This is a genomic window from Spiroplasma turonicum (genome assembly GCF_001262715.1).
Classification (GTDB): domain Bacteria; phylum Bacillota_I; class Bacilli_A; order Mycoplasmatales; family Mycoplasmataceae; genus Spiroplasma_A; species Spiroplasma_A turonicum.
On sequence record NZ_CP012328.1, the window covers coordinates 1,010,594 to 1,031,724 of the forward strand.

General features: G+C 24.9%; 23 protein-coding genes. 4 read left to right on the forward strand and 19 right to left on the reverse strand.

The window, feature by feature from the left end; genetic code table 4:
• Positions 1-8 precede the first annotated feature (8 nt).
• Complete coding sequence (gene cmk, locus STURON_RS04465; protein ID WP_075048676.1) at positions 9-674, reverse strand: (d)CMP kinase; 666 nt, start codon at positions 672-674, stop codon at positions 9-11.
• A gap of 8 nt (positions 675-682) precedes the next feature.
• Positions 683-1,384, reverse strand: a complete 702-nt coding sequence (locus STURON_RS04470; RefSeq protein WP_075048677.1) for a hypothetical protein — start codon at positions 1,382-1,384, stop codon at positions 683-685.
• A 91-nt stretch (positions 1,385-1,475) separates the two neighbouring features.
• Between STURON_RS04470 and STURON_RS04475 the strand changes: the two genes are divergently transcribed.
• Positions 1,476-1,655, forward strand: a complete 180-nt coding sequence (locus STURON_RS04475) for a ferredoxin (protein ID WP_075048678.1) — start codon at positions 1,476-1,478, stop codon at positions 1,653-1,655.
• A 33-nt stretch (positions 1,656-1,688) separates the two neighbouring features.
• On the opposite strand, the gene mreB is transcribed toward STURON_RS04475, so the two are convergent.
• Genes mreB through STURON_RS04490 form a run of 3 tightly spaced genes read right to left on the reverse strand, consistent with a single transcriptional unit; the run spans position 1,689 to position 4,412 of the window.
• A complete protein-coding gene (gene mreB, locus STURON_RS04480; RefSeq protein WP_075048679.1) occupies positions 1,689-2,720 on the reverse strand; it encodes a rod shape-determining protein in 1,032 nt (343 codons plus the stop codon).
• A 54-nt stretch (positions 2,721-2,774) separates the two neighbouring features.
• Entirely contained in the window at positions 2,775-3,650 is an 876-nt protein-coding gene (locus STURON_RS04485) for an ECF transporter S component (RefSeq protein WP_075048680.1), read from the reverse strand.
• A gap of 54 nt (positions 3,651-3,704) precedes the next feature.
• Entirely contained in the window at positions 3,705-4,412 is a 708-nt protein-coding gene (locus tag STURON_RS04490; protein ID WP_075048681.1) for a hypothetical protein, read from the reverse strand.
• Positions 4,413-4,471: 59 nt separating this feature from the next.
• Between STURON_RS04490 and STURON_RS04495 the strand changes: the two genes are divergently transcribed.
• Positions 4,472-5,035 (forward strand): inorganic diphosphatase, encoded by a 564-nt coding sequence (locus STURON_RS04495; protein WP_075048682.1) that lies wholly within the window; start codon positions 4,472-4,474, stop codon positions 5,033-5,035.
• A gap of 52 nt (positions 5,036-5,087) precedes the next feature.
• Here STURON_RS04495 and STURON_RS04500 read toward each other — a convergent pair whose 3' ends face one another.
• The gene (locus tag STURON_RS04500) at positions 5,088-5,885 is read right to left on the reverse strand and encodes a hypothetical protein (RefSeq protein ID WP_075048683.1); all 798 of its coding nucleotides are present in this window, start codon (positions 5,883-5,885) and stop codon (positions 5,088-5,090) included.
• A 15-nt stretch (positions 5,886-5,900) separates the two neighbouring features.
• Positions 5,901-6,920: a fructose-bisphosphatase class II family protein gene (locus STURON_RS04505; protein WP_075048684.1), complete on the reverse strand. Its 1,020-nt coding sequence runs from the start codon at positions 6,918-6,920 to the stop codon at positions 5,901-5,903.
• A gap of 111 nt (positions 6,921-7,031) precedes the next feature.
• Between STURON_RS04505 and STURON_RS04510 the strand changes: the two genes are divergently transcribed.
• Complete coding sequence (locus STURON_RS04510; protein ID WP_082236199.1) at positions 7,032-8,939, forward strand: M13 family metallopeptidase; 1,908 nt, start codon at positions 7,032-7,034, stop codon at positions 8,937-8,939.
• A 28-nt stretch (positions 8,940-8,967) separates the two neighbouring features.
• Here STURON_RS04510 and STURON_RS04515 read toward each other — a convergent pair whose 3' ends face one another.
• Genes STURON_RS04515 through STURON_RS04535 form a run of 5 tightly spaced genes read right to left on the reverse strand, consistent with a single transcriptional unit; the run spans position 8,968 to position 12,600 of the window.
• The gene (locus tag STURON_RS04515) at positions 8,968-9,684 is read right to left on the reverse strand and encodes a YebC/PmpR family DNA-binding transcriptional regulator (protein WP_075048685.1); all 717 of its coding nucleotides are present in this window, start codon (positions 9,682-9,684) and stop codon (positions 8,968-8,970) included.
• A gap of 12 nt (positions 9,685-9,696) precedes the next feature.
• A complete protein-coding gene (locus STURON_RS04520; protein WP_075048686.1) occupies positions 9,697-10,440 on the reverse strand; it encodes a pseudouridine synthase in 744 nt (247 codons plus the stop codon).
• A 1-nt stretch (position 10,441) separates the two neighbouring features.
• A complete protein-coding gene (gene scpB, locus STURON_RS04525; RefSeq protein ID WP_075048687.1) occupies positions 10,442-10,996 on the reverse strand; it encodes an SMC-Scp complex subunit ScpB in 555 nt (184 codons plus the stop codon).
• A 12-nt stretch (positions 10,997-11,008) separates the two neighbouring features.
• Positions 11,009-11,749, reverse strand: a complete 741-nt coding sequence (locus tag STURON_RS04530; protein WP_075048688.1) for a segregation and condensation protein A — start codon at positions 11,747-11,749, stop codon at positions 11,009-11,011.
• Positions 11,750-11,760: 11 nt separating this feature from the next.
• Entirely contained in the window at positions 11,761-12,600 is an 840-nt protein-coding gene (locus tag STURON_RS04535; protein WP_075048689.1) for a hypothetical protein, read from the reverse strand.
• A 120-nt stretch (positions 12,601-12,720) separates the two neighbouring features.
• Between STURON_RS04535 and ispG the strand changes: the two genes are divergently transcribed.
• Positions 12,721-13,800 carry a flavodoxin-dependent (E)-4-hydroxy-3-methylbut-2-enyl-diphosphate synthase gene (gene ispG, locus STURON_RS04540; protein WP_075048924.1) on the forward strand — a complete coding sequence of 360 codons (1,080 nt, stop codon included), beginning with the start codon at positions 12,721-12,723 and terminating at the stop codon, positions 13,798-13,800.
• A 9-nt stretch (positions 13,801-13,809) separates the two neighbouring features.
• Here ispG and STURON_RS04545 read toward each other — a convergent pair whose 3' ends face one another.
• From STURON_RS04545 to rpsB, 7 genes are all read right to left on the reverse strand, one after another.
• Entirely contained in the window at positions 13,810-15,135 is a 1,326-nt protein-coding gene (locus STURON_RS04545; RefSeq protein ID WP_158500524.1) for an O-antigen polymerase, read from the reverse strand.
• A gap of 234 nt (positions 15,136-15,369) precedes the next feature.
• Positions 15,370-16,986 (reverse strand): hypothetical protein, encoded by a 1,617-nt coding sequence (locus STURON_RS04550; protein ID WP_075048691.1) that lies wholly within the window; start codon positions 16,984-16,986, stop codon positions 15,370-15,372.
• 106 nt (positions 16,987-17,092) lie between these two features.
• Positions 17,093-17,641, reverse strand: coding sequence for a ribosome recycling factor (frr, locus tag STURON_RS04555; RefSeq protein ID WP_075048692.1), 549 nt, complete (start codon positions 17,639-17,641; stop codon positions 17,093-17,095).
• Between the two features lie 11 nt (positions 17,642-17,652).
• Complete coding sequence (gene pyrH / locus STURON_RS04560) at positions 17,653-18,366, reverse strand: UMP kinase (protein ID WP_075048693.1); 714 nt, start codon at positions 18,364-18,366, stop codon at positions 17,653-17,655.
• A gap of 163 nt (positions 18,367-18,529) precedes the next feature.
• The gene (locus STURON_RS04565) at positions 18,530-19,309 is read right to left on the reverse strand and encodes a hypothetical protein (protein ID WP_075048694.1); all 780 of its coding nucleotides are present in this window, start codon (positions 19,307-19,309) and stop codon (positions 18,530-18,532) included.
• Position 19,310: 1 nt separating this feature from the next.
• Positions 19,311-20,186: a translation elongation factor Ts gene (gene tsf / locus STURON_RS04570; protein ID WP_075048695.1), complete on the reverse strand. Its 876-nt coding sequence runs from the start codon at positions 20,184-20,186 to the stop codon at positions 19,311-19,313.
• Positions 20,186-21,058, reverse strand: coding sequence for a 30S ribosomal protein S2 (gene rpsB, locus STURON_RS04575; RefSeq protein ID WP_075048696.1), 873 nt, complete (start codon positions 21,056-21,058; stop codon positions 20,186-20,188). Before rpsB ends, tsf begins: the two co-directional genes overlap by 1 nt.
• Between the last annotated feature and the right edge of the window lie 73 nt (positions 21,059-21,131).

The following is a 21,131-nucleotide window of genomic DNA, read 5'->3' on the forward strand; positions in this document are numbered from 1 at the left end:
CATTCCCCTTAATTTATAATTTTTTTAATTTTATTTATAACAGCATCAACAGCTTCTTCAATACTTAAATTACTTGTGTCTAAAACTCAAGCATTATCAGTAATTACAAGAGGGCCTTCTTTTCTGGTTTTATCATTTGAATCACGTTTTAAAATACTTTGATATATATCTTCATATATGTTTGGTTTTATTCCATTATTTTCATTTTGCTTAAATCTACGTATTGCACGTGATTCTATAGAACAATCAAAATATATTTTTAAAGTTGCGTCTTTTAATACAACAGAAGTAATATCTCTTCCAACCATTATAATATTTTTATTAAAAGCAAGTTGTCTTTGAAAACCAACCATATAATCTCTTACTATTTTATTATTTGCAACATACTTTATATTTGTTACAACGTCATTATCTGATAAAAAACTTGTATAATTTACTTTATTTACATAAACATTTTCGTTATCAAAACTGAAATTAAATGATTTAATCAATGACTCAATTGAACTACTTTCTAATAAATTGATTTTATTGTTAAGACAATATTTTGTATATGCCCTATACATTAATCCAGTATCTAAAAAGTGAAAATTTAATCTTTCTGAAACAATTTTCATAACAGTACTTTTGCCACTACTTGCAGTTCCATCCACTGCTATTGTTATAAATTTATCCATTTATCTCCTTAAAAATCTATAAATATTGGAACAATTATAGAAACTAACATCAAACTAAATAATAAAAATAAAATAAGTCAGATTCATTTTACTTTTCCTTTTTTTACTTTGCTAACGTACTTTTGTAGTAGTTTTCCTTGATACTTCTCTACTTTATCTTGAACATCTACTAACATTTGGTTAGTTGATCTAGAATCTTGACTTCTCATTTGATGAACAGTAGTCATTGAAATATCGTGGGAAACATTAAACTTTTTAGACTGTTTAAGTTTCAACTTTTCAATATTTTTCTGAAATAATAATTGATTATTTTTTAGACTTTCAAGATACTTTATAAACTTGTCTGATTTTAATTGAACAAATTCTTCATCTTGATTCTGATTTTTTTCATTATAATTATTTTTATTATTTGAAAGTGTTTTTTCATCTATTTTTTTTAACTCTGAAAGCTCCCTTTTTAAATCGTATTTTATATCTTCTGAAAAGTAATTTGAAGAATTGTCTTTATCTAAATATGGTTTTTCAAGTTGGTGTTTTTTGTCAAAATATTCAAGTTTTTTTTCAAAAAAGTTTTGGTCAATTTGTTTTAATTTTTCAAAAGTTGAGTTAATTATTGATTTCTCATTTTGAATTTGACTATTGTAGATAATGTCTTTATTAACTTCATCATGTAGTCTTTTATTTCGTAACATTCTTGTATTATTTTCCATAAACACCTCATCAATACTTATATTATTATAAATTAAATGATTTAATAAATGAAATTATTGTAATATATTAATATAAAAAGGAGAAATCAAAATGAAAAAAACTTGGATTGATAAAGATTTATGTATTGGTTGTATGGCTTGTGTTGAAATGGATGAAACAGATACGCTATTTATGGATGAAGATGGTTTTGCTGAAGCTAAAGATAATGATTTAGAGCTAAAAGAATGTCAAATGGTTTGTCCTACTAGTGCAGTTAAAATTAAAGAATAAAAAAAAGCATATTTAATATATGCTTTTATTTTATTAAAATGCGTTATCTGATGATTTACTTCTTAGTTCTTTAAGCATATCATATACTTCACTCTCGTATTTTTTAGTTCCATTAATTACTGACATTAAAGGATTTTCAGCAATTTTACATGGTAATTGTAAAGTATCTGCAAAGTATTTATCAATACCTTTAATTAATGCTGTTCCACCACATAAGACAATTCCATTTCTGAATATATCTCCTGCTAATTCAGGTGGTGTTTCTTCTAAAACTTGAACAACTAAATCAATTATTTTTGACAATGGAATTTTTAAAACTTCTCTCATTTCTTGAGGAGTTACTTCGATTTCTCTAGGTAATCCCGAAACAACATCACGTCCATAAAGTTTAATTGATCTTTCATCAGGATATTTTGCTAATGAACCAATTTTTATTTTTGCTTGCTCAGCAGATTTAATCCCTATTTCTAAACCATATTGTGATTTTATAAATTTAAGAACTTCTTCGTTTAAAAAGTTACCTGCAATTTTAACAGATTTTGAAAGAACTATTTCCCCTGCTGATAAGACAGCAGCATCAGAAGTTCCTCCTCCCATATCTACTACTAAATGACCTGATGGAGCGTCAACTCTAACACCACCACCAATTGCAGCCATTTTAACTTCTTCTTCAACGAATACTTCAGCAGCTCCTAAATTTAATGCTATTTTTCTTAATGCATTTTTTTCTAATTCAGTAATTACTGATGGACATGCCAATAGAACTACTGAATTTTTTAAGAATTTTTCAATTCTTAGTCTTTTAAAAATGTAATTTAACTGAGCTTGAGTTGCTTTTGCATCAGTTATTACACCATTTACCATTGGTCTAATGATTCTAAGGTTTTTATTTGCCTTTCCAATCATTTTATATGCTTCGTTACCTACTGCTACAATTCTATTTTCAGGTATCTTGTACGCAACAATTGAAGGTTCGTTATAAACGATACCTTGACCTGAAATATAGACTAATGTATAGGCTGTTCCTAAATCTAATGATACATAAATTGGTTTTTTACTTGCCATATTTGTCCTCGCTTTAATAATATACATATTGATTTTATCAAAATAAATATAAATTTATTTAAATATATGATTTATTTTTTTCATTTGTGGTTCGATTAAACCAAATAGTGTATAACAAATTGAGAATCTTGCTAATTCTATTCCAAAAATTATAAATGTGTATACTCACATCTTACTTGAGAAGTTTCCTCAGTTTGCATGATGGTGTTCATGTTCATCATGGTCATGATCTTCGTGGAATAATTTTACAAATTGATATATTTTACTCTCATCAGTGTGTGCTTCTTCACCACCTGCTGAATTAATATATATTATTAAAACGTTTATCATTGTAAATAAAACTACAACTATTGGGACAAAAGCAACCATAGGTAATCATCTTTTAAATAAGTCAACTTTTTTATTTGGGTTTTTATGAGTATATGAGTTTTTAAATACAAAATAATAAAATAATCATAAAACTCAAATAACAATAAAGTATCCAAAGGCATCAACAAGTGATGATAATGGATTGTGAATTGCTCCACCCCCATGAATTAACATATGTATTCATGGTACTATAAATGCTATTAAACTACTAAATATTGGTCCTAAACTACCTATTGATAGTGTAATTACTAAAATGTCTAAAAATCTTGTAGGTAATATAACTCCATCAATTGGTATTATTAAATGTTCTAAATATAAGTCTATTGAAGTAGCTGCAATTGCGATTGCAAGTATCATACCTGATAAGGTTAATCTAAAAGTTAAATTCCTTCTTGAAGTATAAATACTTTTTTTTCAATTAAAATCATCTTCTTTAACATCATCGTGATTTCCAAACATATCAAAATGGTGTTCATCGTGGTAGTGATCTCTTGTTTTTTTTGTAGAATCGTGATCACTTACTTTGTGATCTTGTTCATTATCTTTAATATTGTTATCCATAATTTTCCTCCTAAGGAATATTATAAACTAAAATTTATATCTAATTTATAATTTTTATAATTTAGATATAAATTTTTCAATAGATTCATTTATCATGATATATATAATAAAGTTAATACTATATTTCAATGCATTAAAACCAAAAATTATTAAAGCATAGACAAATCAATTTATATGTAATGACTTAAGAAAGTCATTAACTGATCCATAGTATCCTAAAAAATAAATATACATTGGTAATAAAAAGGCAAAGTTTAAAATAATGTTTATTAATCCTACTGAAATAATACAAAGTATAAAAGATAATATATTTAACATATAAAAGTGAAGTTTTTTATCTACTTTAAGAACTTTTGTAAAAATATGATGAAAAAATATATATATTATTAATGCTAACAAGTCAGAAATATTTAAACTAATTAATCCAACAAAATCGTTATCAATTCAACCAAATCTAATTCATGTTCCAATGAAAATAAGTATTGAAGCATAAAATGAATTTACTAATCTATAACAAATTAAGTAACTAATGAAACTAAGTTCGATTCTCAAAAATCCAAGGAAGGCAACTTTTGCAAATACTAAAAAACATACTAAAGAAATAGTTACATTAATTGCCAAAAGTAATGATAAATATGTGATTTTTTTAGTACTTAATGTAAAGTACTTCTTTATTTTTTGTTTTCAAGGATTAAAATGAATGTCAATATCATTATCATCAATTATAATAGTTTCATTATTTTTATTTATATCATTTTTCATATTTAAATCTCATTTCTATAATAATAATATAAAATAATTTTGTATTAAAGGAGTAAAAAATGAAAAAAAATATTATTGATGTAATTATTGAAAATCCAAAAGGTAGCACTAATAAATATGAATATGATGTGCTAACTAAAAGTATTACTTTAGATAGAGTTTTATATGGCGCAAATTTTTATCCAGGAGAATATGGATTTATTGATGAAACTTTAGACTGAGATGGTGATCCATTAGATGTAATATCTTTAGCAACATACCCTACTTTTCCAGGTGTAAGAGTAAGAGTAAGAGTTCTTGGGACAATTAGAATGATTGATGCAGGTGAAATTGATACAAAACTATTTGGTGTTTTCAACGATGACCCTCGTTTTAATGGAATAGAAACTTTAAATGATGTTCCTAAACACTTAAGAGATGAAATAGAAAACTTTTTTTTACAATATAAAGCTTTACAAAAAAAAGAAGTAAAAATCAATGGTTGAGGAGATATTCCAGAAGCAATTAAAGAAATTGAAGAATGTAAAGAACGTTATATTGAATATAAAGACAGATATTTACAACCCGGTGGTAGAGAAGAACTTTTAAAAGAGTGAAAAGAAAAAGGATTAGGACAAGGTTAAAAATATTAAATATATAAAAAATGCTAGTTAAACTAGCATTTTTTATATATATTTAAAGATAAGTAAAAGGGCCTAAATACTTCATATTTATAGTTTTACTATTGAACCTAAGTATTTTAAAATTAATTCTTGGAAAGTTGTTAGAGTGCACTCTTGCAGCTGCTATATCGAACTTATAACTTTCACAACTTTTGTCTACAAAAGATATTATTTCGGATTCATATTTCGATTCTAATAGACTTTTATATTTATTAATATAAAAAGAGTTTATTAATAAAATTATAAATGTACTTAAACATAATATTTGAAATATAGGATAATCTATTAAAAAAGTTAAAACCTTATTTGCATAGAATATTTCTGGATTATTTTGATTTAAATATATAAAAATTAAAGTACCTATACTTAATAAAAAAAATAAGTAAAATAATACATTTAATAATAAGGGTACTAAAACACTTAATAAGCAGTATCTTTTGATAAACTTGTCTTTTTGATATAGCTTAACATTAAATCAAATACTTGCAATGATGTAATCTATTTCATATCCAACACTTGGCATGAATCATTTAGGAATTTCAATGGTTTTCTTTTTTTTGTTTAACATTTGATATATCCTTTGATAATTCTCTTTATTAGCATATTCAATTTTTAAATCATTTGCATTTAAAAATACTTTCAAGTTTTTTATAATATCATCAATTTTACTTGTAGAAATATTAGAATCTGGTGAGTTAATTTCATAAACATTAATTTTAGAATACATATATGTGTATATCATTCTTATTGAAAGTAAGCAAATAATAGCCAAAACTAAAGCTATTAGTAATATTTTATTTAAATCTGACAAATTTAAACACCTTTCCTATCTTTTATACTTATCAAATAAATATTTTATATCTGGTTTTAAGTTATTGACTTTATTAACATCATAAATAGAACTAAAGTTTCGTACTATTCCATGAGATGCCATAAATCCATTAACAAAAAATTTACCCTTTTTATATTTAATTGGTTTTAAACTGCCACCCGCTGTAAGTCCTGCTGCAAAAAATCTTGTTCTTTCATCACTAACTAAATCATAATCACTTAAAATTGATGAAGTATCAATATTATGCTTTGACATTCAAGCATTTTCTTTTTCCATTCTAGATTCTGTTTCTTTTTCATTTGGTCAAATTTGATTATAATTTATTAATCTTGATTGCATTTTACATCCTGATGCCAGTGCAAGTGAAGCCATTAAACAACCTTCTGGAGCTCCACCGATTCCATAAACAAAATCAGCTTCTCCATTAACAACATCAATTGCAGCTAAAACATCACCATCTTGAATTAATCTTGTAACTACTCCAAGTTTGCTTAATTCCTGTATTATTTTGTTATGTCTTGGTTTGTCTAATATAATGCAACGCAAATCCTTTCTGTTTTCAAACTCTTGAAGCCTTAGAACATTATTAATTATACCTTCTGATAAGTTTATTAAATTAGAATATTTATCTTTAACAAAAAACTTTTCCATATACATTTCTGGCATTTGAAGCATAGTGTTTTCTCTAGAAATTGAAATAGTTGATATACTTCCTGCAAAATTATATGCAGCAGGGTTTGTTCCCTCAATTGGATCTACAGAGACATCAAATGTAGGAACCTCAGGGTCATTTAAATCCCCTAAAAACTGATTTACATAAAGCATTGGTGCATTATCAAGTTCCCCTTCACCATTTACAACTTTTAATTTAAAACCTCGTTCATTTCTTAACATTACTTCAAATGCTTCAACAGCTGCTTGATCTACCATGTTTTTATCTTTCATACCTATATACTTATATGAAGCTATTGCTGCAACTTCAACGGTTCTTAATAATATAATATCTTTATTCATTTTTCCTCCAAGAACAAGTTTATTATATCAATAATATTTGATTAATATTTATAGTTACTATTCTTATTTTATTTAATAAAAGTATATATAATAAATGTAAGGAGCGTTATTATGAAAGATAAAAAAAGAATACAAGATAATTTTTTTGAAGCAATTAATCAAGATTGAATCGAAAAAACTGAATTACCAAGTGGATACCCTTCTTGAGGGAGTTTTGAAATATTAAGAAAGAAATCTATTGATGATATAAAAGATTTAATTCTAGAATTAGCTAATAAAAGCAAAAATGACTTAAATACACAACAAAAGATGATTGTTTCTTTATTTAATAATTATTTAAATTGAGAAGAAAGAAATAAAGATGGACTTAATCCATTATTACCTATGATTCAAGATATTGATTTATTTAATGATAAATCTATGCTTACAAATTTTATAACAAGTTTTTCTAAAAAGTATAATACTAATTTCTTTTTTAAAATTGGAATTGACTCTGATTTTAAAGATAGTAATCTTAGAGCCTTATTTATTTCAACAATGGGTCTAGGTATGTCTGATAGAGATTTTTATGAAGAAAGTCACCCAAGACACAAAGAAATAAAAAATGCATATAAAACTTATGTAAATGATTTAGTTAAAGAGTCAAAATTAAAATTTAATACAAAGGATGTATTTGAATTAATTTATAACTTTGAAGATAAACTTGCTAAATCAATGTATAAAATGGAAGAACTTAGATCACCTGAAAACATTTATAATGTTGTAAAAGTAAAAGATTTAGATGGTTATTGTAATTTAATAGACTGGAATTATTACTTAAATGAAACAGGATATTCTAAAGCTAGTTTATTAATAGTTACTCAACCTAAATTTTTAATGAAACTTAATGAAATTTTAACTTCAATATCATTAGATGACTTAAAAGATATTATGAAGTTTGATATCCTAAGTAGTTTTAGTTCTATGACAACAGAAAAGTTTTATAAAATAGCATTTAATTTTGGTTCTGTATTTAGTGGTGTTAAGGAAATGAAACCAGAATTAGAAAGAGCTGTTGAATTTACTGATAATAAAATTGGTGAATTATTAGGAAAAGAATATGTAAAAAAACACTTTTCAGAAGAAGCTAAAAATGATGTTTTAGATATGGTTCATAAATTGATTAAAGTATATGAGAAAAGAATTAAATCACTTGAGTGAATGAGTGATTCTACTAAAACAAAGGCTATAGAAAAGTTAAATAATTTTACAATTAAAATAGGTTATCCAGATAAGTTTGAAAATTATGATGGAGTTATTATTAATGAATACAAAGATGGTGGTAGTTTATTTGAAAATGTTAATAACATTATAAATTTTCATGTAAAAAAAGAATTAAATGAAATTAATTTACCAGTAGATAAGACAAAATGATATATGCATCCTCAAACTGTAAATGCTTATTATAACCCTAGCTCAAATGAAATTTGTTTCCCTGCCGCAATTTTACAGGCACCTTTTTATGATATAAATGTATCAAGAGCAAGAAATCTTGGTGGTATTGGTGCAGTAATTGGTCATGAAGTAAGTCATGGATTTGATGATGAAGGAAGTAAGTTTGATAAAGATGGTAACTTCAATAATTGGTGAGCTGAAGAAGATTACAAACAATATTACGCTAGAACTCAAGCACTAGTTGAACAATACAACAAATATCAAATAAATGGTTCTTTTGTAAATGGTAAATTAACTTTAGGTGAAAACATTGGTGATCTAAGTGGAGTTGCAGCTGCATTAGATATTTGTAAAAATGAAGCACCTAATGACTTGAATCAATTTTTTGAAAATTATGCAATTATTTGAAGAAGAAAGTCTACTGATGAATTAAAAAATACAAGACTATTAATTGACCCTCATTCACCAGAAGAATTTAGATGTAATGGTGTATTGGTTAATATCGATGAGTTCCATGAAGTTTATGGAACAAAACCAGATGACAAAATGTATAAGAAAAAAGAAGAAAGAATTAAAATTTGATAAAAAAAATGAAGTTTAAACTTCATTTTTTTTATTCTTCAATATTGTGGTAAACATTTTGCACATCTTCAAGTTCGTTTAATTTATCAATTAATGTTTCGAAATTGTTTTTACTTTCTTGGTCTAAAATTTTAATATACTCATTTGGAATCATTGTAGTTTCAGCAACTTTATACTCAGTTATATTTAGTTTATCAAGTGTTTTTTTAACATTATTGAAAGAACTTAATGGTGCATACACAATGATTAATCCATCTTCTTCAATTACATCATTTACATCACAATCATCTTCCATAAGAGTTTCTAAAACTTTTTCAATACTAATATTTTCAAATGCAAACATGCTTGATGAGTTAAATGAATGAGAAACTGCACCAGTTGAGGCCATTTTACCATTGTTTTTATTGAATACTTCTCTTATATTAGCAATAGCCCTATTTACATTATTAGTTAGTGAATCAACAATTATCATTGAATTACCAGGTCCATATCCTTCATACCTATTAGCAATATAGTTTTCATTATCACTACCCTCAGCTTTTTTTATTGCTCTTTGAATAACATCTGTGGGTACTTGTTTAGATCTTGCTTTATCAATAGCACTGCGTAATGCTAAATTTGACTCTGGATCTTTTGAACCACTTTTTGCAGCCATATAAATTTCTTTTGAACATCTTCCGTACAAAGCAGACTTCATAGAAGCAGTTTTTGCCATACTTTGTTTTCTAACTTCATGCGCTCTTCCCATAATTCTCCTTTTTTATCTTAAACTTGTGGATTTATATATTCCATAAAATTTTTTGATTTCATGAACTTTTAATTCTCTATACTTTCCGATTTCAATATCATCTAAAGTTAAAAACTCTATTCTAGTTCTTTTCAACTTTTTCAAATAAATATCAGCTGCAATTAACATTTTTTTGACGTGATGTTTTCTTCCTTCTGCTATGGTAAGTTCAATAACAGATTCATCATATTCTTTGTCATAATTAAGTAGTTTAGCATCTAAAGCTCTGGTTTTATAATTTTCATCAATTATAACACCTTTAATTAACATTTCTATTTGTGATTTATGAACTTTACCATTACACAATGCTTGATAAGTTTTTTGAAACTCATATCTTGGGTGCATTACAAAATTTGCAAACTCACCATCATTAGTCATTATTATTGCTCCACTCACATCATAGTCCAATCTACCAACTGGAAATAATCTTAATTTTATATTTTTGAAATAATCTGCGACAGTTTTTCTGCCATCTTTATCAGCCATTGTTGTTAAAACTAATCTAGGCTTATTAAATAAATAATAAACTTTTTGAGAAACAGGTTCAACTGGTTTGTTGTCAATATAAATTTCCACATTAGGTTCAAATTTTGCTCCTAATTCATTTATTATTTTACCATTAACTTTTACAAGGTTTTTTAGAATTAAATCTTCAGCTTTTCTTCTAGAACAATAACCTCTTGATGCTATAATTTTTTGTAATCTTTCTTGATTCATTCTAACCTCTATTAAATATTTCTTTATCAGAAATATTGCTTTCTTTTAATTTTGGCAACTCTTCTAAACTATTTAAGTTAAAATATTTTAAAAACTCAGTTGTTACGTTATATAGTGTTGGTTTACCAACATCATTAGACTTACCAACCTCTGAAATTAAATTTCTTAATTTTAGTTTGTAAAATATGTTATCACAATTTACACCTCTTATATTTTCAACATCAGCTTTAGTGACTGGACCTTTATATGCAATTATTGATAAAACTTCAATACTTGCAGATGATAACCTTGATTCAGTTTTTAAATTTGCAAGTTTTATATAATATTCTGAGTTTTCTTTTTTTGTTATCATTCTAAATTTATTTTTAGCAAATCTTTGTAACTCTAAACCACACTCTAAATCTTTTTTATATTTATTTTGTATTAAGACAATTAGTTCTTCACTCTCATCAATTGAAATATCTAAAAAAATACTTACTTCTTCTAATGAAACTCCTTCATCACCATTAATAAATAGTAAACCTTCTATTAGTGAAATCTTTTTTTTATTTTCCATAAAATACTCCTATTACATAAGAACTTCAATAATTATTTTTTCTTCTAATTGTTCGATTGTTATAATTTTTTTTGCAGCTAAATCTAAAATAGCTAGAAATGTAGCCACCAACATTTTCAAACTATATTCTTTTAGATTTATTAATTCTTCAAGATCTATATTTTTAATTTTATTATCGGTAAAATATTCAATAATATCTTTTGCTAATTCCTCAGGTGAAACTTCTGTTGTTGTTAAAGTATTAGTTTCTAAGTTTTTAAATTTATTTCTCTCAATTGCATTTAAAAATATTTTTGAGAAATTATCTATATTGATTGTGTTTTTTGCTAAAGGCAGCTTATCATCATCTATCTTAGTAACTTTTATAATTGATTTTTTCTTACTAAAAGATTTTAAATACTCATCTTGTTTTTCTTTAAAAAAGTTAGTAACTTCTTTAATCTTATGATATTCAATTAACCTATTTATTAATTCTTCTCTTTCTCTTTCTTCATAATTTTCATCAAACTCAATTACTTCTTTTGGTATAAGTATCTTTGATTTTAATTCTAATAGGTATGCTGCCATAACCAAATATTCACTTGCAACTTCAATATTTAAAACTTCTAAACTTTGAATATAATCAATATATTGATTTGATAAGACCAATAAATCCACTTCTAATATATTTAATTCTTTTTCTTTTATTAAATGAAGCAACAAGTCGATTGGTCCATTAAAATTTTCTAAATTTACTGTACTTCATTTTTCCATAAATTCCTCAATTAACTATTACGAAGACTATCAAGAGTTTGACGCATGCTTTTTTCAGTTTTTAAATGTTTATCAAGTGCTAATACTATTCTACCAATAATTATAAATAATAAATTTATAGAAAATGATATATTGTAATTAAAGTTAGGGTCTGCAAAATCATGTTCTAATAAATTTCTAAGACGTCTTATATAGTGCCAAGCTCTTGAGTAAGTTATTAAGTCTATTATACTTGTCAATTCTTCAAAATCTTCTGGACTTTTTGATAAAAATGATATATCTTTTAAAAAGTCAGTAAAAAATTTCAAAGTTGTTTCTGGACTTTGTTTAGTTTTTTCTAAGTATTTACATTTTAAATGATTTGCAATATAAGTTAATTTATCAAATATTGTATATAAGTATTTAAATGTTTCATTTTGTTGATGAAATTCTGGTGTGTTTATACCATATAAAGTTTCAAAATTGATTAATGATTCAAGACTATAAGTTTTTTGCAAAAAATATTTTATAATACTTCTAATTTCAACAAAAATAGTATGATTGAAAATACCTTCTTCTGTAAAAATTGATACTTCCAAAGCCTTTTTTGAATACTTAATGTAGTTAGCAATATCATCAACTGATAAATCTATTTTTAATTCATTTTTAAATGTTATATCCAAATGTCTAGAGCTGTTTTCACAATATTTAACTAATTTTTCTATAATTGCTTCATTGTTAAAAAAAGTCTCATCTATATAAGATTGGATTAAATCTAAATAAACTTTAAATTCAGATATACTTTTGTACCCTTTTTTCTCAAGAACTTTGCTAATTTGGGCGATATCCTTAAGAGTTGTTTTATTAGCCACTTTTTTCACCCCTATAAAGTAATTATACATAAAATATTACTTTATTTATTAATTTTGTTGGTATGCTGTTTTCTTTTTATATATAATTAAAATTGAATTTAATAATAGGAAGAAAATATGATGATTAATAGAACTAAAACAAGAAAAGTTATGGTTGGAAATGTGCAAATTGGTGGAAATAATAAAGTAGTAATTCAATCAATGACAACTTCTAAAACACATAACATTAATGAAACACTTAAACAAATAAATGAACTACATAAAGAAGGTTGTGAGATTGTTAGAGTTGCTGTTTTAGGTAATGAAGACGCAGAATCATTAAAAGAACTGGTTTTAAAATCACCATTACCCATAGTTGCAGATATTCATTTTAATTATAAGTTTGCATTATTAGCAGCAGATGCAGGTTGTGCAAAAATACGAATAAACCCAGGTAATATTGGTAAATTAGAAAATACAATAGCAGTTGTTGAAAAATGTAAAGAAAAAAATATACCAATAAGAATAGGTATTAATTCTGGTAGTTTACCAAAAAATATGGTTGAAAAGTATGGATGGACTGCAAAAGCAATGGTTGAATCATTAAGAACACATATTGAAATATTAGAAAATCTTGATTTTAAAGATATAATATACTCATTAAAATCGACCGATCCATTAATGGCTATTGAAGCATATACAATGGCTAGTGAAATTTGAGATTATCCATCTCATTTAGGTATAACCGAAGCTGGAAGTTTGCTAAACGGAACTATAAAATCAAGTTTTGGATTAGGTGTAATTTTATTTAATGGTATAGGAAGTACAATAAGAATTAGTTTAAGTGAAGACCCTATTCAAGAAATTAAAGTTGCAAAAAGGCTACTTAACTCAATGGGTTTATATGAAAACATAGTAGAAGTAATTGCATGTCCAACATGTGGAAGGCTAGAATTTGATTTATCAAAAGTTGTAAAAGAAATTGAAAATTACGTTGAAGGCTTGAATTTTCCATTAAAAATTGCAATTCTAGGTTGTGTAGTTAATGGTCCCGGTGAGTCTGCACAAGCAGATATTGGAATAGCAGGCGGTAATAAAGGCGGAATAATATTTAAGAAAGGCAAGCTATTTAAAACAGTTAAACAAGAAGAGCTAGTTCCTGAACTTAAAAAACTTATTTTAGAATATTATGAATCTTGAAAAAATAAAATCCCAAATTAAAGGGATTTTTTAATTATATTCATTAATATCATTTGAATTTATTTTGTTTACATCAATTTTTGTTTTTACTTTGTCAAGCATTCTTTTTTTAAGTAGATTTTTAATATTTCTAGTAGCATTTCTATAATTTAAATAATCTGCAAAAAGCGAATTGTTTTTATAATAAAATATTAATACACTTATCAAAACTACCATACAAGAAAATGACATAATTAATGTTGTTGCAATATCAAAATCCTTTAAAGAAGTACTATTAGCAACATCATAAAAGGATAAATCAGATAAATCATTAATATCTTTAAATACCCCGTAATTAGATTTAGATATGAATTTTTCAATTGATTCAACTAAAAACTTGGCTAAAAATAGAGATGTTCCAAAAAAACCAGTTACAGGGTTTTTGGGTGCTCTATAATTTCAAAAAATACATAATGAGAATAAAGTAAATATAATTTGATTGCATAATATACCTGATAAAATACTTGAAAACATATAAATATATGGATTAGTAGTAAATGCTAATAAAGTATAAACACCAAATAATAAAAATAAGCAAGTTATGATTAAATATTTTTGTCCTAAATATTTTAATACAAATTTATAAATAAAATAAGAAACAATGATTGAAGGTACATAATAAAAATAATTAAATGATCTTAAAAATGACTCTATAGTTTCATAAGAACTACCATAATCCTTTAAATTTAATCCTATAAATAATTTTACTATTTGAGAATTATTCAAAGCACTTGTTAATGAAATTAAAAAACCTAATAAATATAGTATGAAAAAGTTGAAATTATTCTTTTTTGGTAAATTTTCAATTATATATTCATCAAAAACACCTGCTAGGTTTTTTGTTTCCTTACAAAAAAAACTATAAATAAATAAATAAATCAATATAATAACGAAAATTGACAATGATGTTATTTCATATTTTTCTTTTAACAAAATGTGATTAATTTCACTAATATAGTTACCTAATATTGTACCAAAAGTTATAAATGTAAATATTATTCAAGTAACTGATATAACATATATTCTATAATTAAATTGCTCATTATAATATAAAAAGAAAATTGAAGAAGATGATATACATATTGCTAAAAATAATGATAGAAAAATGAATAAAATAATATTATTTTCTTGTATAAAAAATTGTGTAACAGTAATTATAAAAGCAAAGAAATATGATATTTTTAATCAAGTGAATCTGTTTCTAATTAAACCAGTTATAAAAGTTGATAAGGGTTTTAAGAACAAACTAAAAAAAGAAGTTCCTAATATTAATGCAATCAAATAACTAGATTTATCAAAGTTCAAGTTAGTTGGCATCAAATTAAAATTTTTGTTAGATAAATACCCCACTACTACCCAAAAAAGAGTTAAATTTATTAAAAAGATTAGCTTTTTTGACTTTATTTTTTCATTTATGATAATATAAATCAATGTACCAATACATAAAAATAAAAGGATAGGCATCATTATTATTAAATCCCAATTAGTCATTTTTACCTCAACTATAGTATATTTTAATACAATTTAACAAATAATTATATAATAAAGAGATTAATGAGAAAACTTTGATTGTTGTGAATTATTTTTTATACTTGATAAATTAGATTGATTTTGTTTTTTTAACCTTTGTTTTATTTTTTTAATATCACTATGTACTTTTATTAAGAAAGTACTTGTTTCTGAATTAAACTCTTGAATAGAATCAATTATTTTTAATTTACTATCAATTACATAGTTTTGATATGCAACTTTTTTAAACTGTGTTTTCATACAAAAAATTATATAGGCTATCAAATAAGAAATAAATATTATTAATAAAACAATTATTGATGCAATCATCGAAATATCAATATAGATCATACTTTGCAATTCAAACAATTTAAAATAAGAAGTGCTAAATTCTTCGTTTTCTAAAAATAAAAGAGTTAATTTAGTGGTTAAAATTGATAATGGAGTAATTAATGTAAAAACCATTATAACAACTAATCAAATGGACATAGTTTTAAATTTTTTATAAGCAGTTGATGCTTTTAATACAGCTTTATTAAAGTTGCTCCCTAGTCCATAAATTGTATTAGTTTCATTATATTCATTGTTTTTATAATCATTAATTATTTGTTCATGTTTATTGATTATGTCATTTAGTTTATTTGTACCAAATAGATTTGTTTCTGTTAAATTATCAATGTTTTCATAATTACTTGCTTCTATACTTGATTTTGAAGTGTTTAAATCTTTAAATGAGTTAGCTTCTATGTTATCATTGCTAATATAATTATTAAAACTTGTGTTAATATCTTTAGATGGTTGATTTACTTGTGGGTTATTTAATAAATGGTTATTCAATTGGTTAAGGTCTTCAGTCAATGAAACAACTGAATTTAAATTTGGCTCAGAATTATTTGTACTTTTAAAAACATTATTTTGGTTGCTTGTATTAAGCAAATTTTCATATTCATTAAATGTGTTTTCAAATGATTGAACATGGTTTGAAGAGTTATTATAATTTATATATTTTCCATCCAATTTAAGATTTTCATCTTGGTCAATTTCTTCATTTTTGACAAATTCTTGGACCTTTTCATTATTGTCAATTACATTTATAGTTTTTAATGAACTAATATTTGATTGAAGTTCATTATTTTCATTATTTAATTCACTTGTTTTTAGGTTTGAAAATGTTTGGTCAACAAACTTACTATTCATTGAACTACTAAAATCACTATTATTTCTTCTAGGTTTATAAATTGGTTGAGTTTTTTCAGTAAAAAAACTTTCGACAATTTTATTACCATTAAGATTATAATTTTCTAAATCTTTTGTACTAAAATTTTCATTGTAAATTCCATTATCATTTAAAAGAGTATCATTCGAATACACTTGTTCATCATTAGTAATATCAAAAAAAGTTTCTTTTTTATCTTTATTATTTTTAAAGTCAAAAAGTGAATTAATATATTCAGTATCACTCTTATCAAAATCATTTGTTCTTTTATTTACAACAATTGACTTTACAGAGCTAGATTCGACAGTCAATACTTCTTGATTCAATAAATCTTTAATACGCAAAAAAGTCAATTGTCTATCAGATAATTGTTTATGAATTACTTCTTCGATTAAATAATTTTTTTGATTGTAATTTACAATTACTCCTTTTTTAAAACCCATTTCGCCCTCTCCTATAAGTATATCATAGGTATAAAGATTGCAATAAAATGCATTCTTTACATTAATTATAAATAAAAAAAGAAAAATAATATACTTATTTTTCTTTTTATACTTTCATTAAATCATTTTCTTTACTTTTTGAAACTTCATCTAAAAGAGAAATATTTTTATCAGTTAATTTTTGAATTTGGTTTTCAAAATCACTCTTTAAATCTTCTGGTAAACTAGAATCTTTTTTTACTTTATCAATAGCATCTCTTCTTAAATTTCTTATTCTTACTTTAAAGTTTTCTAACTCCTTCATCATTTTTTTAACTAAATCTTTTCTTATTTCTTCAGTTAAAGGTGGAATATTAATTCTTATAAGATCTGCTTCCGCTAAAGGGTTTAAACCTAAATCAGCTTTATTTATGCCAGCGACTACATTTTGCACTTGACCCCTATCGTAAGGTTTAACCACTAATTGTTGTGGTTCTGGTGCAGAAATTTGTGATGTTTGATTAATTGGTGTTAATGTTCCATAAAAATCAACCATAACACTGCTTAATATACTTGCATTTGCTCTACCAGTTCTAATTTTTGAGATGTAAGTTTTAAAGCTTTCAACTACTTCAAGCATTTCTAAATTTGTAATATCTAATAATTCTTTAATCATTTTTTGTCTCCTTATTTTATAACACTACATTCTAAATCTCCATGGGCTACTTTTACAATGTTTTCATTTCCTTTAATATCAAAAACAACAATTTCTAACTTACCATCTCTTGATAATGTTGCTGCTGTTGAATCCATTACTTGTAAGTTTTTAGTTACAAGATCATTATGTGTTAAATAATCATAAAATTTAGCATCTTTGTTTATATTTGGGTCTTTATCATAAACTCCTTTTGTACCATATTTTGCCATTAATAATGCATCGGCTTTAATTTCTATAGCTCTGATTGAAGCTCCAGTGTCTGTTGTAAAGTAACTATATCCTGTTCCACCTGCAAATAAAACTACATAACCTTCTTCAAGTTTTTCTCTAGCATTTCTATAATTATATGAACTTGTTACAGTTTTAATTTCTAATGAAGAGTAAACTTTTACTTTATCAAAATTTAATTTTCTTAGTGTAGCTTCAAATGCAAGTGCATTCATTATTGTGGCTAACATTCCCATATAATCTGCTTCGATTCTATAAAGTTCCAATGTACCAGCTAATTTACCTCTTCAGATATTTCCTCCACCAATAACTATACCTATTTGTAAACCTTCTTTTGTTAATTTTATAACTTGCTTAGCTACATCTTCCAACTTTTCTTTATCATATATATCATTCTTACCCTTTAAGGCTTCTCCTGAAATTTTTAATAAAACTCTTTTATACTTTAATGCCATAATTACCTCGCTAAAAAGATTATAACAAAAAATTATTAATTTCATTTGTTGTAATTTTTACAAATGTTAAGAATAAATTTTGTACAAAATAAATATTATTAGGTCATAAAAAAAACATCTTTTATCAATAAGACTTTTAGATGTTTTTTGAAAGCTTTTAAATTTATTTATTTTTTTTGTTTTCATCAACTACTTCTATATTTTCAGTAATTGGTTCATCATTAATATTTTCATTATTTTTTTCTGAACTATTTTCTAATTCAGTTTCTGTAATTTCTGTTTCTTCAACTGAGTCATTTTTTTTCTTATCTGATTTTTTAACTTTTTCATAAGCTGCTTCTCTATTTTTAACTTCTAAATCATTGATAAATTCTGATTGAGAAATTTGTTCTGGTTCGACACCTGAAAACTTTGCATTTTCTAAGAAAAAGCTTCCTATTAATGTACTTTTTGCAAACTTAATTTTTCTTAATCTTCTAGTTCCTTCAACAAAGTTTAAGTATACATTTTTGTTTGAATCAACATCATCTACTATTTTAGTAATTTTTTCATAATTTATTTTTTCTGCAAGTGTTATTAATTTATTATCATCAAATAACACTCAAATGTATTGGCTAAAAAAGAATAATATTACATATAATAAAACAATTAATAAATATGAGATTGCTAAGAATACAACAACAAGTATACTATCTGTATCTGTATTAATAATTTCTAGTTTTATAAAAACTATTGATAAAATTGAAAATACTAAACTAAAGAATATATTTAAGTTAAGTAATGAAAAAGATAACTTACTTAAATACTTTGGTTTTTTTGCTTTTAAAAAATTAATAAATAAATAATAAGTTAATATGGCAGGAATAGCAACAACAATAGCTGCAATTATTGCAATTATTAAAACTTGGTTATTATTCTTAAAGTCCACTAATAAATTCATCATACTAATTTCCTTTCAATTGTGCCGCAACTTCTGCTGCAAAGTCTGAAACTACTTTTTCAATACCTTCACCAACTTCGAATCTATACATATTTAAAATTGATGATTTTTTTGATTTTAAGAAATTACCTACAGTTTGTTTTTCATCAATAACATATGCTTGTTCAAGAAGTGTAACCTCAGCAATTTTTTTATTTAATTTTCCATTTAAAATGTTTTGTGCAACATTTTCAGGTTTACCAGTTACATCTGTAGTTTCTTTAATTATATGCATTTCAGAATCTTTGAACTCTTGTGGCACATCGTTACTTGATACATATTTTGGTGACATAGCTGCTACATGCATACATACGTTATATGCATCTTCTTTTGAAATATCTCCTTCAAAACTAATTAAAACAGATATTCTTTTATTTGAGTGGTTATAAACAGCTAAGTTTTTACCTTCAACAGCAGCAACCCTTCTTAATGAAATTTTTTCACCGATTGTTGCTGTAGCTTCTATACAAGCTTCATTAATTGTAGATCCACTGCTTAATTTTAAATTAAGTGCATCTTCTAATGAAGAGATATTTGATTGTAAAATTACTTTAGCAATTTCATCAATTAATGATATAAACTTTTCATTTTTAGAAACAAAATCAGTTTCCGAGTTAACTTCTATAATAATAGCTTTTTTATCATTTGAAATAGCTAAAGAAACACCTTCAGCAGCTACTCTATCTGCTTTTTTAGCGGCTTTTGCAAGTCCATTTTCTCTTAGTCAAACTATTGCCTCATCAATATCACCATTTGTAGCTTCAAGAGCTTTTTTACAATCCATCATACCAGCAGATGTCATTTCTCTAAGTTGTTTTATTAATTCAGTAGTAACAGCCATTATTTTTCCTCCTTAACTTCAACACTTTTTTCAGAATCAACAGGTTGTTTTGCAGCTTCTGCTTCTTTGTTATTATTTTGTTGATAGTTTCTTTGTTCATAATTGTTGTTTCTATTATAATTATTTTCTCTTGGTTTATAATCTTCTTTTTTTTGTGCAACAAATTTTAAAGTTGTTGGTGCTAATTTAATACCTGCAAAGTCACCATATAATTCAGCGATGTAATTAGTTATTATGTTAACTGACTCTTGAATATCATCATTTGCAGGAATAACATAATCAACCATATCTGGGTCAACATTTGTATCACAAATTGCTATTACTGGTATTCTTAATTTTCTAGCTTCTTTTACAGCAATTTCATCAGTTTTAGGGTCTACAACAAACATAGCAGCAGGAAGTTTATGCATTTGTTTTATCCCACCCAATAGTTTTTCTAATTTAACTTTTTCTTTTTTTATTAAAATTTGCTCTTTTTTAGGTCTTAAGTTTATTTTTCCTGTTTTTTCTTCATTTTCAATATCTCATAAAGCTTTTATTCTTAGAGAAATTGTTTTCATATTAGTTAAAGTTCCGCCTAATCATCTTGAATTTATATAAAAGTTTCCACTTCTTATAGCAGATTCTTTTACAGCTTGTTTAGCAGTTCTTTTAGTACCTACAAAAATAATTTTTTCTTTTTTTGCAGCAATTTGTGAGATTAATTTTTTTACATCTTCAAGTTTTCTAACTGTTTTTTGTAAATCTATAATGTGATTTTTATTTTTTGAATTGTAGATGTAAGGCTTCATTTTTGGATTTCATCTTTTAGTTTGATGTCCATATTGAGCTCCTGCATCTCATAATTGTTCTCTTGTTAAATCTTTAATCATAATTTTTTCCTTTTCTAATTTATTCGTTATTCTTCCAAGTAGTTCAAAATCTATCCACCTTTATTAAAATTGG